Raw genomic sequence first — 12,389 nt, forward strand, 5'->3', positions numbered from 1 at the left:
CGGGTGCCCCCACCCCCGGGCGCGGGGGTTCACCCGGGGGGGGGGCGGGGGCCCTGGGCCCCCCGGCCCCGGCGGGGGCGGCCCGGGGCCCGGCCGGACGCCGTTGCGTCCGGCCGGGCCCCGGGCGTCCCCGCGGGCTCGAACTCCCCTGTCAGAAGCCGAGCTTGCGCAGCTGCTTCGGGTCGCGCTGCCAGTCCTTGGCGACCTTGACGTGCAGGTCGAGGTAGACGGGCGTGCCGAGCAGCGCCTCGATGTGCTTGCGGGCGGTCGTGCCGACGTGCTTGAGCCGCGAGCCCTTGGCGCCGATCACGATCGCCTTCTGGCTCTGCCGCTCGATGTAGACGTTGGCGTGGATGTCCAGCAGCGGACGGTCCGCCGGGCGGCCCTCGCGCGGGAGCATCTCCTCGACCACGACGGCCAGCGAGTGCGGCAGCTCGTCCCGCACGCCTTCGAGCGCGGCCTCGCGGATCAGCTCGGCGACCATGATCTGCTCGGGCTCGTCGGTGAGGTCGCCGTCCGGGTAGAGCTGGTCGCCCTCCGGCAGCAGCTTGGTGAGGAGGTCGGCGACCAGTTCCACCTGCTTGTCGCCGACCGCGGAGACCGGGATGATCTCGGCCCACTCGAAGCCCAGCTCGATGCCGAGCTGGTGGATGGCGATCAGCTGCTCGGCCAGGCGCTTGGAGTCGACCAGGTCGGTCTTGGTGACGATGGCGACCTTCGGGGTCTTCTTGATCCCGGCGATCTCCTTGGCGATGAACTTGTCGCCGGGGCCGATCTTCTGGTCGGCGGGCAGGCAGAAACCGATCACGTCGACCTCCGCCCAGGTCGTGCGGACCAGGTCGTTGAGGCGCTCGCCGAGCAGGGTGCGCGGCTTGTGCAGACCTGGGGTGTCGACCAGCACGAGCTGGGCGTCGGGGCGGTGCACGATGCCGCGCACGGTGTGCCGGGTGGTCTGCGGGCGGTCGGAGGTGATCGCGACCTTCGTCCCCACCAGGGCGTTGGTCAGGGTCGACTTGCCCGCGTTGGGCCGGCCGACGAAGCACGCGAACCCGGAGCGGTACGAGGAGGAAGGGGCATTCATGGGCTCCATTCTCCCTGATCAACGGAGCCCCGCCGTCCGGGGTCACCCCCGGGGGGTCAGCCGTTCTTTCCGCCCTTGCCGTTCCCCGGGATCAACGAGACCACCACCAGCACCAACAGGAAGCCCAGCGAGCCGAACAGCCAGGCCGCCGAACCGGTCTCCTGCCACTTCCCCAGCCCCATCACGAACAGCAGCAGCCCGGCGAAGAACGCCACCGCCCCCATGCCCCAGCCCCCTCACCGAGTCCACTCCCCCGGTGAGATTATCTGCAGAACCCATGGGGGCAACCGCGCCGGGCCACCCCGCCCGGAAACGGCCGCCCCGAGGCCTCCCCCGGGCCGCCCCCGGGCCGCCCCCGGGGCCCCTGCGGCCCCTCAGCGCGCCTCGGCCGCCACCCGCAGCACGCCGTCCGGACCGGCCAGCAGCACCGGTGTCCCGGCCCCGCCCAGGTCCCGCACGGCCGCCAGATCGGCCTCGGCCGGCTGCTCCGCCTCGCTCACCACGGCCGCCGCCTCCAGCGACTTGGCGCCGCTGGCCACCGCCATCGCCACCGCCGTCTGCAGCGCGCTCAGCCGCAACGACTCCAGGGCGACCGTCCCGGCCACGTAGGTGCGACCGGTCTCGTCACGCACCGCGGCCCCCTCGGGGACGCCGTTGCGGGCGCGGGCCGAGCGGGCCAGGGTGATGATCTTCTTGTCTTCGGGATCGAGCTCGACGATGTCACTCATGCCGCCGAGCATAGGCACCGCTCCCGCGTCAGTGGCCGACCGGGTGGGTGCGGCCCGGGTTCGGGTTCATGACCTTGACGAAGGTCTTCGGGCCGGACGGCATCGGCACCTCGCGCTCGGCGCGCTCACGCCAGTACGGGTTGTCGTGCGGCAGGTGGCTGCTCACCCGTCCGTACATCCCGAAGGTCGTCAGGACGACCCCGAAGATGAACGCGAACAGCACGTTCGACATCCGGAAGTTGAGGATGTTGGCGTCCGGCCGCCCGAGCACCGTCAGGCCGTAGAAGCCGGACAGCACGAACAGCACGCCCACCACCATGTTCAGGTTCGCGGCGAAGTTCCCGCCGATCACCGCCCCGACCACCAGGATCGCGCCCGCCACGATGGACAGGACGGCCAGCGCGCCGTTGGTCGACAGCCCCGCGATCTGGTCACCCCTGGTGTCGAGGAACCCCGGGTGGTCGGCGAGCCCCAGGGCCCCGAACACGATCAGGAAGATCCCCCCGAGCCCCGCCCCGATCCGCCAGACCGTGACGAGCTTGTGGTCGACGGGCAGTTCGTCTTGCAGCTTCATGGCGACCTCCAGAGCTCAGCCACGGCCTAGCTGTAGGGGTTGGTCCCCTGCATGTGCGGCGTCTCGTGCATGTAGAGCGAGCCGCACTGCTGGCAGCAGCGCAACCCGGTGCCCCACTCCTGCTCGGGCCGCGTCTCTGCGTCGTCGGGCATGGTCCGGCCGCAGAGCGCCGTCGACAGGTCCTCGTCCCGCACCACGTGCCAGGACTTGACTCCGCCGGCCGCCCCCTGCGGGCCGTACTCCGCGCGAAGTTTGTGCGTCATGCCCTCCATGGTCGCTCGGCGACCGTCCCGCCGCTACTCGCCCGCCGGTACCCCGGGTTCGTCGGTGGCGCGGACCGGGGAGGCGACCATCGAGCCGATCCGGTTGCGGCGGCCGGCCGAGGACTCGGCGGTCAGCAGGATGCCGGTCAGGCCGCCGTCGACCGGGTCCGGCAGCGGGATCTCGCAGGCGGAGCCGGGGATCGGCACCCGGCCGAGGTGCTTGGCCAGCAGGCCGCCGACGGTCTCGACGTCCTCGTCCTCCAGCTCGATGCCGAACAGCTCGCCCAGGTCCTCCACCAGCAGGCGGGCGGTGATCCGGTACGAGCCGTCGCCGAGGTCCTCGATCGGCGCGATCTCCCGGTCGTACTCGTCGGTGATCTCGCCGACGATCTCCTCCAGGATGTCCTCGATGGTGACGAGGCCCGCCGTGCCGCCGTACTCGTCGATCACGATCGCCACGTGCGAGCGGCGCTGCTGCATCTCGCGCAGCAGGTCGCCGGCCGGCTTGGAGTCGGGGACGAAGACGGCCGGGCGCATCACCGCGCCGACCTCCTCGGCCTCGGCCTCCCGGTTGATGTGGGTGCGCCGCACCAGGTCCTTGAGGTAGACGATGCCGACCACGTCGTCCTCGTTGTCACCGACCACCGGGATCCGCGAGAAACCCGAACGCAGCGCCAGGGTGAGCGCCTGCCGGACGGTCTTGTGCCGCTCGATCATCACCAGGTCGGTGCGCGGCACCATCACCTCGCGCACGATGGTGTCCCCCAGTTCGAAGACCGAGTGCACCATCCGGCGCTCCTCGTCCTCGATCAGGTCGTCCTTCTCGGCGAGGTCCACCAGGGCCCGCAGTTCCGCCTCGGAGGCGAACGGCCCCTCGCGGTAGCCCTTGCCCGGGGTGAGCGCGTTGCCGAGCAGGATCAGCAGCCGCGGGATCGGGCCGAGCACGGCGGCCAGCGGCAGCAGCACGAAGGAGGAGGCGGTCGCCGTGGTGAGCGGGTGCTGGCGGCCGATCGTGCGCGGGGAGACCCCCATCGCGACGAAGGACACCAGCACCATCACGCCGAACGCCAGCAGTACGGCCTGCCAGGTCGGCGTGACGTTGCGCACGCACACCACGGTGACCAGGACGGCCGCCGCCATCTCGCTGGCGACCCGGATCAGGGTCGCCAGGTTGAGGTAGCGGATCGGGTCGGAGGCGAGGGTCAGCAGGCGTGCCGAGCCGCGCCGGCCGACCCGCACCGCCTCCTCCGCCCGGAACCGGGAGACCCGGGAGATGCCCGCCTCGGCGCACGCGGCCAGCCAGCCGAGCACGACGAGCAGCACGGCACCCAGGATGAAGCTCGTACTCTCACCACTCACAGGGGTTCGGGCTCCGCGCTCAGTGGGTGGTGGGGGCCGGGGAGATGCCGCCGAGGCCGCGGCCCGCCCGCCAGTCGTCCAGGATGCGCTTCTGGAGGGCGAACATCTCCTCCTCCTCGTCGGGCTCCTCGTGGTCGTAGCCGAGGACGTGCAGCACGCCGTGGACGGTGAGCAGCTGCAGCTCCTCGTCCATCGAGTGCTTCGAGGGGGCGGCCTTGCCCTGCTGCTCGGCGACCTCGGGGCAGAGCACGATGTCGCCGAGCAGGCCCTGCGGAAGCTCCTCGCCCTCCTTGCCGGGACGCAGCTCGTCCATCGGGAAGGACATCACGTCGGTGGGTCCGGGGAGGTCCATCCACTGGATGTGCAGCTCCTCCATCGCCGCACCGTCCACCAGGATCACGGACAGTTCGGACTGCGGGTGGATCCGCATCTTGTCCAGTGCGAAGCGGGCGACGTCGAGGATGGCTTCCTCATCGGCGTCCCAACCGGACTCGTTGGCGATGTCGATCGACATGACGGGCTGTGTGCTCAGCTTTCGGTGCGATGGGACTGTCGGGGTGCTCGGGGCGCCGTGGCCTTGCCCGGGCGCCGCTGGGCGGGCTTGCGGGGAGCGGTACCGCTCTCCTCGGCCTCCTGGCGGGCGTCCCAGCGCTCGTAGGCGTCCACGATCCGGCCGACCAGCTTGTGGCGGACCACGTCGGTGCTGGTGAGGACGGAGAAGTGGATGTCGGGCACGTCGGCCAGGATCTCCTGGACGACCTTGAGCCCGCTCCTGGTGCCGCCCGGGAGGTCGATCTGGCTGGTGTCGCCGGTGACGACCACCCGGGAGTTGAACCCGAGGCGGGTGAGGAACATCTTCATCTGCTCGGGCGAGGTGTTCTGGGCCTCGTCGAGGATGATGAAGGCGTCGTTGAGGGTGCGGCCTCGCATGTACGCCAGCGGCGCGACCTCGATGGTGCCGGCCGCCATCAGGCGCGGGATGGAGTCCGGGTCCATCATGTCGTGCAGCGCGTCGTACAGCGGGCGCAGGTACGGGTCGATCTTCTCGTAGAGGGTGCCGGGCAGGAAGCCCAGCCGCTCCCCCGCCTCGACCGCCGGGCGGGTCAGGATGATCCGGTTGACCTCCTTGGCCTGCAGGGCCTGCACGGCCTTGGCCATCGCCAGGTAGGTCTTGCCGGTGCCAGCCGGGCCGAGGCCGAAGACGATCGTGTGCCTGTCGATCGCCTCGACGTAGCGCTGCTGGTTGAGGGTCTTGGGGCGGATCGTACGACCGCGGTTGGACAGGATGTTCGCGGTGAACACCTGGGACGGCGCCGGGCTGTCCGGGTCCTGCTCCTGGCCGCGGAGCATGGCGATGGAGCGCTCCACGGAGTCCTCCGTCAGGGGCTGGCCGGTGCGCAGCACCAGCATCATCTCGTTGAAGAGCTTCTGGACGAGGGCCACCTCGGCGCGTTCCCCGGTGGCGGTCACCTCGTTCCCGCGGACGTGGATGTCGGCGGCGGGGAAGCCGTGCTCGATCACGCGCAGCAGCGAGTCCGCCGTGCCGAGCAGGGTGACCATCGGGTGCTTCTCGGGGATGACGATCCGGGCGCTGACACGGCCGTCGTCGGCCGGTTCGGGGCGCGACTGTCCGTTGGTACGGGTCTGCGATGTGTCACTCATAGGTCGGCGCTGGGGCCTGCCTCATCCCATCCGTGGTGTCGTGTGCCGCTCGGTGTCTCCGGGGCACCAGGGTACGCCGCGGGCGTGATCGCTGCGGCGGGCGGCGGGGCCGCACCCGTCGATGCTGCGGCAGTTCGCGGGACGGCGCGAGCCCTTTTTCTGCGGCTGCCCGGCGCGGGCCCGTCCGCGACCGGCGCGGGCGCCTTCCCTGCCGGCGCCGGAGGGTCCACGACCGGCGCCGGAGGGCGCAGGAGGGGCACCGGAGGGTTCACCGCCGGCGGCGGGGTCCACGGCCGGCGCGGGCGGGTTCACGGCTGACGGCGGGCGGGGACGGGCACCCGGGCGAGGTCGGCGGCCAGCACCAGCTCCCCGTCGAAGTGCTTGCGGGCGTCGGCCAGGTGCTGGCCGAGGTCCGGGTAGCGCTGGGAGAAGTGGGTCAGCACCAGGGTGCGCGCGCCGGCCTCGGCGGCGACCTTGGCGGCCTGCCCGGCGGTGAGGTGGCCGTGCTCCTCGGCGAGGCGGGCGTCGGCGTCGCTGAAGGTGGCCTCCACGACCAGCAGGTCGGTGCCCTCAGCGAGGGCGTGCACGCCCTCGCAGAGCCGGGTGTCCATCACGAAGGCGAACTTCTGGCCCGGCCGGGGCTCGCTGACCTCGTCCAGGGTCACCAGCCGGCCGTCCACCTCGACCGCGCCCTCGTGCTGCAGCCGGCCCACCGCCGGACCGTGGACGCCCAGGGCGGCGAGCCGTTCGGGCACCAGGCGGCGGCCGTCCGGCTCGGACAGCCGGTACCCGAAGGACTCCACCGGGTGGTCCAGCCGCACGGCGTCCAGCGCGAAGCGGGCGCCGGGCGCGGGCAGCGGGCCCGGCTCGTCGATCGGCCGGGGCCGCAGCACCGCGGTCTCGTGGTACGCGGTGGCGTGCCGCAGCCGCTCGAAGTAGACCTCGCCGGACGCCGGGAAGTAGACGTCCACCGGGTGCGGGACGCGGTCCAGGTTGATCCGCTGGATCACCCCCGCGAGGCCCAGGCAGTGGTCACCGTGGAAGTGGGTGACGGCGATCCGGGTGATCTGGGTGGCCGTGACCCCGGCGTGCAGCATCTGGCGCTGGGTGCCCTCGCCGGGGTCGAACAGCAGCCCCTCGCCGTCCCAGCGCAGCAGGTAGCCGTTGTGGTTGCGGTGCCGGGTGGGCACCTGGCTGGCGGTGCCGAGGACGACGAGTTCGCGCTGGGACACCTGGGATCAGACCATGCTCTCGGTCATCCGCGTGCCGCCGAGCACGTGGACGTGGGCGTGGAAGACGGTCTGCCCGGCGCCCGCACCGGTGTTGAAGATCAGTCGGTAGTCCGTGATGCCCTCGTCCTCGGCCACCCGGCCCGCCTCCGCGAGCAGTTCGCCGGCGATCTCCGGCTCGGCGGCGGCCAGCGCGGCGGCGTTCGGGTAGTGGACGTGCGGGATGACCAGGACGTGCACGGGGGCCTTGGGGGCGATGTCGCGGAAGGCGAGGGTGCGCTCGGTCTTGCGCACCACGGTCGCCGGGATCTCGCCCGCCACGATCTTGCAGAACAGGCAGTCGGGCTGCGGCTCGCCGGCCATCGGCTACTCCTCGGGATCGGTACGTCGGGTGGTGGGGCCGTACGGGCGCAGCCTAGCCGAGCCCGGCCACGGCCTGCCGGTACTCCTGCAGGTGCTTCCAGCGCACCGCGCGCATGCCGACGATGTCGCCGTCGTCCAGGTCGAAGTCCTCGGAGATGAGCGCCACCGCGAGGAAGACGAAGCCGAGCAGCCAGCGCCTGGTGAGCCGCCAGGTGTTGGGCCGCATCACGCGCTTGGTGCGCACCAGCCGCATCGCCAGGACCGCCTTGCCGACGCTGAAGCCGGTGAGCCGGGCGAGCACCACCTGGTTGAGGAAGGACACGCCGAGGCCGACGACGAGCAGCGCCACGAAGTAGGGCACGGCCGGGCCGCCGCTCTGGACGGCGTGGCCGGCCACGTGCCGGACCTTCGGGCGGCTCGCGGCGTTGGCGGCGACGAAGCCGAGGCCGACGGCGAGGAAGAAGTCGAGCACGATCGCCAGGAAGCGCCGGCCGCCGCCCGCCTCCTTGGGGCACGGCGGCAGCGCCGCCGACCGCTGCGGCTGCTGCTGCGGGTAGGGGTTGGGGTAGGGATCGGGCTGCCCGTACGGCTGCGCCGGTGGCTGCTGGCCGTACTGCTGCTGCGGCTGCTGGCCGTACGGCTGCGCCGGTGGCTGCTGCCCGTACGGCTGCTGCGGCGGCTGCGGGTGCCCCTGCGGTGCGTACCCCTGCGGCGGGTACGGCTGCGGTTGCTGCTGGTAGGGCGGGTACGGCTGCGGCTGCGGCGGTCCGTAAGGGTTCTGGTCGTACTGCGGCGGCGGGTAGCCCTGCGCCATGGTGGTTCCCCCGAAAGCTGTGGATCAAGAAACAGCCCCGCATCCTACCCACGCCCCGGAGCGGGAAGTCGGCTCTTGCGACTTCCCGCTCCGGCCGCGCCCACCGAAAGCGCGCCCGCGCCCGGACCGGAGGGCCGCGCCGGTGCTACCGCCAGGGCAGCGGCGGCGCCGTGCGGGCCGGGCTCCCGGCGAGCGCGGCCAGGGCGATCCGGACGCCCTCGGCGAGCTGCGGGTCCTCGCCGGCCGCCCAGTGGTGCGGGGCGATCGGCACCTCGACGTCCGGGTCGACGCCGTGGTTCTCCACGCCCCAGCCGTAGTTCTCCAGCCAGAACGCGTACTTGGGCTGGGTGACCAGGGTGCCGTCGACGAGCCGGTAGCGGCTGTCGATGCCGATCACCCCGCCCCAGGTGCGGGTGCCGACCACCGGGCCGATCCCGAGCGCCTGGATGGCGGCGTTGACGATGTCGCCGTCCGAGCCGGAGTCCTGGTCGGCGAGCGCGACGACCGGCCCGCGCGGGGCGTCGCCCGGGTACGGCACCGGGCTGTCGGTGTCCCGGCTGACGTTCCAGCCGACGATCCGGCGGGCGAGCTTCTCGATCACCAGCTGCGAGGTGTGGCCGCCGCGGTTCTCCCGGATGTCGACGATCACGCCCTCCCTGGCCATCTCCGAGCGCAGGTCGCGGTGGATCTGGGCCCAGCCGGTGGTCTGCATGTCGGGGACGTGCAGGTAGCCGAGCCGGCCGTCGGACAGTTCGCGCACGGCGGCCCGTCGGCCGGCCACCCAGTCGTGGTAGCGCAGCGCCTCGTCGTCGGCGAGCGGGACGACCACCGGGTGGCGCCGGTCGGTGCCGTCCTTGCCGGCCACAGTCAGCTCCACCGGCTGCCCGGCGGTGCCGGCCAGCAGCGGGGCGGGGCCGGTGACCGGGTCCACCGGGCGGCCGTTGACCGCCAGGACCGCGTCGCCCGGGCGGATCGCCGCGCCGGGCGCGGCCAGCGGCGAGCGGGCCCGCGGGTCGGAGGACTCGCCGGGCAGGATCCGGGCGATCCGCCACTGCTCGCCGTCCTTCACGAGGTCCGCGCCGAGCAGGCCCTGGCGGCGGGCGGGCTCGGTGTGCGAACCGTAGGGCACCACGTAGGCGTGCGAGGTGCCGAGTTCGCCGTGCACCTCCCAGAGCAGGTCGACCAGGTCGTCGTGCGAGCCGACCCGCTCCACCAGCGGCCGGTAGCGCTCCAGCACGCCGGCCCAGTCCACGCCGGCGAGGTCGGGGCGCCAGAAGTTGTCCCGCATCAGCCGGCCGTTCTCGGCGAACATCTGCCGCCACTCGGCCGCCGGGTCGACGGTGACGCGCAGCCGGGCGAGGTCCACGGCGGTCTCGTCGTCCTCGCCGGCCGCCTTGTGGTCGGCCGGCACGATCCGCAGCTCGCCCTCGTCGAGCACGGCGACCCGGCTGCCGTCCCCGCTGACCGCGAAGCCGTCGACGTCGTGCACCAGTTGCTCGACCCGGCGCTTCTTCAGGTCGAAGCGCTCCAGCACCGGCCGCGGCCGTTCGTCCTCCAACGAGGCTGCCTCGTCGCCGAGTTCGCCGAGCAGCGGGACCCTCGTCCACAGCACGCCGTCCTTGGCGGCCCGCAGGGTGCCGAACAGGCCGCCCTCGACCGGGAAGGGGACGATCCGGTCGGCGATGCCGTCCAGGTCCACCCGGGTCACCGGCGCCGAGTCGGTGCCGCCCTCCTCGCCGTCCGCCTTCTTGGCCCGGGGCTCGTCCTCCTCCCCGCCGAGCGGGCGCCCGGCCCGCTGCGGCCCGAACGGGGACGGCGTGTCGGCGGCCAGGGTGATCAGGTACGGGCGGCAGCCGTTGGGGAACGACAGGTCGAAGACGTGCGAGTCGTAGACCGGGTCGAAGTTGCGCACCGACAGGAACGCCAGGTACCGGCCGTCCGCGGTGAAGGCCGGCGAGGTGTCGATGAAGCGCTGCTGGGTGGCCTCGCTGACGGTGCGGGTGGCCAGGTTGGCCAGCACGATCTGGCGCAGCGAGAACGGCCCCAGCCCCGGCACCGGCCGCGACCAGGCCAGCCAGGCGGAGTCCGGGCTGAAGACCAGCCCGCCGACCTCGCCGTCGGTGCTGCGGTCCAGCTCGTGCACGGTGCCGTCGGCGAGCGCCACCAGCAGCACCCGGCCGTCGTGCACGCCGAGCGCGGCCTGCTTGCCGTCCGGGGAGACGGCCAGCGAGTTGACCCGGCCGAGCTGTCCGGCGGCCAGCCGGCGGCGCTCGGCGCCGTGCACGGCGGGCGCGAACTCCAGGGCGTCCTCGCCCTCGGCGTCGGACACCCACAGCACGCCCTGCGCGCCGTCCTCGCCGGGCACCACCCGGACCAGCCGCCCGCGCACCCCCGGCGTCTCGTCCAGCACCCGGGCCGGGCCCTCCCGGTGGGTCAGCCAGTGCACGCTGCCGCGCACCACGACGGCGCTGGCCCGGCCGGTGCGGTCGGGGGCGACGGACTCCAGCCAGTGCGCAGCGGGCACCGGCCGGGGGCGCAGGCCGGTGCGCGGGCCGGCCAGCCGGACCTCCAGGCGGCGCGGCTCGGCGCCCTCCAGGTCGTCCAGCAGCCAGACGTCGCCGGCCCGGTGGAACACCACCCGGGTGCCGTCGGTGGCGGCGTTGCGGGCGTAGAAGCCGTCCGGGTCGGCGGTGTGGCGGCGCAGGTCGGAGCCGTCCGGGAGGCTGGACCACAGCTCGCCGACGCCCTCGTGGTCGGAGAGGAACGCGATCCTCCCTCCTTGCCCGCCATCGGGCAGGAGGGGCCCAGCGACCCACAGCGGCGAGGACAGCTGGCCGTCCACCTCCTCGTGGACGCGGACGAACTCGTCCCGGCCGATCCACAGCTTGCCGGCCCGCCCGCCCCGGTAGCGCTTCCACCAGGCCGGTTCGCGGATCGCCGCGCTCGCCAGCAGCACCCGGTCGCCGCCCGGTTCGAAGGCGATCCCGCCGATCGGCCCGTACGGCAGCCGGGCGGGCTCGCCGCCGTCCAGCGGCACGGCGTGCGCCCAGGTACGGCGCAGGGTGGCCTGGCCGGCGGTGGTGGTGGCGATCGGGCGGCCGTCGGCCGTCCAGCCCTGCACCCGGGTCTGGCCGCTGCCCCAGTGGGTGAGCCGGCGCGACGGGCCGCCGTCCACCGGCACCACGTGCACCTCGGGCGCGCCGTCCCGGGCGGAGGTGAAGGCGATGTGCCGCCCGTCCGGGGAGAACCGGGGGTCGTGGACCGGCAGGTGGTCGGCCGTCAGCCGCCAGGCCCGGCCGCCCTCCAGCGGGGCGAGCCACAGGTCGTTCTCGGCGACGAAGGTGACCAGGTCGCCGTGCAGGTGGGGGTGGCGCAGGTAGGCGCCCGCGGGGGTGCTCAGGGAGTCCGTCACGCGGCCAGCGTAGGCACGTGCGCGTACGAGCCGCCGGGCTTTTCGGCAGAGTCGGGCCGGTCGGGCGAGCCCGCTGGACGCCGCCGCGGAGTCGTAGTACGGGCCCCGACCGGGCACGGGGCCGGACGGGCCTCAGGCCCAGCGGCCGGTGCGCCCGAGCAGCAGCGCGCCGGCGGCCACCCCGGCGGTGGAGGTGCGCAGCACCGAGGGCCCCAGCCGGTACGGCCGGGCGCCCGCCTCGGCGAACGCGGCCAGCTCCTCCGGGGAGACCCCGCCCTCCGGGCCGACGACGAGCACGAGGTCGCCGCTGCCGGGCAGCGCGGCGTGCGCCAGCGGCTCGGCGCCCTCCTCGTGCAGCACGGCGGCGAACGCGGCCCGCGCCAGGACGGGAGCCAGCTGCCTGGTGGTCATCGGGTCGTGCACCTCGGGGAAGCGCAGCCGGCGGGACTGCTTGCCCGCCTCGCGGGCGGTGGCCCGCCACTTGGCGAGCGCCTTGGCGCCGCGCTCGCCCTTCCACTGGGTGATGCAGCGCGAGGCCGCCCACGGGATCACCGCGTCCACGCCGACCTCGGTCATGGTCTCGACGGCCAGCTCGCCGCGGTCACCCTTGGGCAGCGCCTGGACGACGACGATCCGCGGCGCGGGCTCCGGCTCGCGGCGCACCGCGGTGACGGCCACGTCGATCGCGTCCTTGCCGAGCACCTCGGCGACCGTCCCGTCCACGCCGAGTCCCAGCCCGTCGGCGAGGGTCACCGCCTCGCCGGCCGTCAGCCGCTTCACGGCGGCCGCGTGCCGGCCCTCGGGGCCGTCCAGGCGCACCAGGGTGCCGGGCGCGGCGGTGGCGATCCGCTCGGTCTCGACGACGAAGACGGGCGCGGTCATGCGGGGAACCTCCGGGAGGGGG

Annotated in this window: 13 protein-coding genes; all 13 read right to left on the bottom strand. The window is 73.7% G+C overall.

Annotated features, from left to right (window positions below):
- Window positions 1–151 precede the first annotated feature (151 nt).
- Window positions 152–1,081, bottom strand: coding sequence for a GTPase Era (gene era, locus ACIGG8_RS20320; RefSeq protein ID WP_350523910.1), 930 nt, complete (start codon window positions 1,079–1,081; stop codon window positions 152–154).
- 56 nt (window positions 1,082–1,137) lie between these two features.
- Window positions 1,138–1,305: a hypothetical protein gene (locus tag ACIGG8_RS20325; protein WP_396549578.1), complete on the bottom strand. Its 168-nt coding sequence runs from the start codon at window positions 1,303–1,305 to the stop codon at window positions 1,138–1,140.
- 150 nt (window positions 1,306–1,455) lie between these two features.
- Window positions 1,456–1,809 carry a cytidine deaminase gene (locus ACIGG8_RS20330; RefSeq protein ID WP_350523908.1) on the bottom strand — a complete coding sequence of 118 codons (354 nt, stop codon included), beginning with the start codon at window positions 1,807–1,809 and terminating at the stop codon, window positions 1,456–1,458.
- A 28-nt stretch (window positions 1,810–1,837) separates the two neighbouring features.
- Window positions 1,838–2,383: a DUF4383 domain-containing protein gene (locus ACIGG8_RS20335; RefSeq protein ID WP_396549579.1), complete on the bottom strand. Its 546-nt coding sequence runs from the start codon at window positions 2,381–2,383 to the stop codon at window positions 1,838–1,840.
- A 26-nt stretch (window positions 2,384–2,409) separates the two neighbouring features.
- Complete coding sequence (locus ACIGG8_RS20340; protein WP_350523906.1) at window positions 2,410–2,646, bottom strand: hypothetical protein; 237 nt, start codon at window positions 2,644–2,646, stop codon at window positions 2,410–2,412.
- Between the two features lie 33 nt (window positions 2,647–2,679).
- Window positions 2,680–4,005 carry a hemolysin family protein gene (locus ACIGG8_RS20345; RefSeq protein ID WP_350523905.1) on the bottom strand — a complete coding sequence of 442 codons (1,326 nt, stop codon included), beginning with the start codon at window positions 4,003–4,005 and terminating at the stop codon, window positions 2,680–2,682.
- A gap of 19 nt (window positions 4,006–4,024) precedes the next feature.
- A complete protein-coding gene (ybeY, locus tag ACIGG8_RS20350; RefSeq protein WP_189917985.1) occupies window positions 4,025–4,519 on the bottom strand; it encodes an rRNA maturation RNase YbeY in 495 nt (164 codons plus the stop codon).
- A gap of 14 nt (window positions 4,520–4,533) precedes the next feature.
- Window positions 4,534–5,565, bottom strand: a complete 1,032-nt coding sequence (locus ACIGG8_RS20355) for a PhoH family protein (RefSeq protein ID WP_350523987.1) — start codon at window positions 5,563–5,565, stop codon at window positions 4,534–4,536.
- 410 nt (window positions 5,566–5,975) lie between these two features.
- Window positions 5,976–6,899, bottom strand: a complete 924-nt coding sequence (locus tag ACIGG8_RS20360) for a ribonuclease Z (protein ID WP_396549582.1) — start codon at window positions 6,897–6,899, stop codon at window positions 5,976–5,978.
- Window positions 6,900–6,905: 6 nt separating this feature from the next.
- Window positions 6,906–7,259, bottom strand: a complete 354-nt coding sequence (locus ACIGG8_RS20365; protein ID WP_350523903.1) for a histidine triad nucleotide-binding protein — start codon at window positions 7,257–7,259, stop codon at window positions 6,906–6,908.
- Window positions 7,260–7,311: 52 nt separating this feature from the next.
- On the bottom strand, window positions 7,312–8,073 hold the full coding sequence (locus tag ACIGG8_RS20370) for an RDD family protein (RefSeq protein ID WP_396549584.1): 762 nt from the start codon (window positions 8,071–8,073) through the stop codon (window positions 7,312–7,314).
- A 145-nt stretch (window positions 8,074–8,218) separates the two neighbouring features.
- Window positions 8,219–11,485, bottom strand: coding sequence for a S41 family peptidase (locus ACIGG8_RS20375; protein WP_396549585.1), 3,267 nt, complete (start codon window positions 11,483–11,485; stop codon window positions 8,219–8,221).
- 132 nt (window positions 11,486–11,617) lie between these two features.
- Complete coding sequence (locus ACIGG8_RS20380; RefSeq protein WP_350523900.1) at window positions 11,618–12,367, bottom strand: 16S rRNA (uracil(1498)-N(3))-methyltransferase; 750 nt, start codon at window positions 12,365–12,367, stop codon at window positions 11,618–11,620.
- Window positions 12,368–12,389 lie beyond the last annotated feature (22 nt).

The sequence above is a fragment of the Kitasatospora sp. NPDC085464 genome (genome assembly GCF_044541955.1).
Classification (GTDB): Bacteria; Actinomycetota; Actinomycetes; order Streptomycetales; family Streptomycetaceae; genus Kitasatospora.

Bases quoted from the DNA above. Each gene is read 5' to 3' on its own strand.
- era (WP_350523910.1), bottom strand. From the start codon at position 1,081: ATGAATGCCCCTTCCTCCTCGTACCGCTCCGGGTTCGCGTGCTTCGTC.
- ACIGG8_RS20325 (WP_396549578.1), bottom strand. From the start codon at position 1,305: ATGGGGGCGGTGGCGTTCTTCGCCGGGCTGCTGCTGTTCGTGATGGGG.
- ACIGG8_RS20330 (WP_350523908.1), bottom strand. From the start codon at position 1,809: ATGAGTGACATCGTCGAGCTCGATCCCGAAGACAAGAAGATCATCACC.
- ACIGG8_RS20335 (WP_396549579.1), bottom strand. From the start codon at position 2,383: ATGAAGCTGCAAGACGAACTGCCCGTCGACCACAAGCTCGTCACGGTC.
- ACIGG8_RS20340 (WP_350523906.1), bottom strand. From the start codon at position 2,646: ATGACGCACAAACTTCGCGCGGAGTACGGCCCGCAGGGGGCGGCCGGC.
- ybeY (WP_189917985.1), bottom strand. From the start codon at position 4,519: ATGTCGATCGACATCGCCAACGAGTCCGGTTGGGACGCCGATGAGGAA.
- ACIGG8_RS20355 (WP_350523987.1), bottom strand. From the start codon at position 5,565: ATGGTCACCCTGCTCGGCACGGCGGACTCGCTGCTGCGCGTGATCGAG.
- ACIGG8_RS20365 (WP_350523903.1), bottom strand. From the start codon at position 7,259: ATGGCCGGCGAGCCGCAGCCCGACTGCCTGTTCTGCAAGATCGTGGCG.
- ACIGG8_RS20370 (WP_396549584.1), bottom strand. From the start codon at position 8,073: ATGGCGCAGGGCTACCCGCCGCCGCAGTACGACCAGAACCCTTACGGA.
- ACIGG8_RS20380 (WP_350523900.1), bottom strand. From the start codon at position 12,367: ATGACCGCGCCCGTCTTCGTCGTCGAGACCGAGCGGATCGCCACCGCC.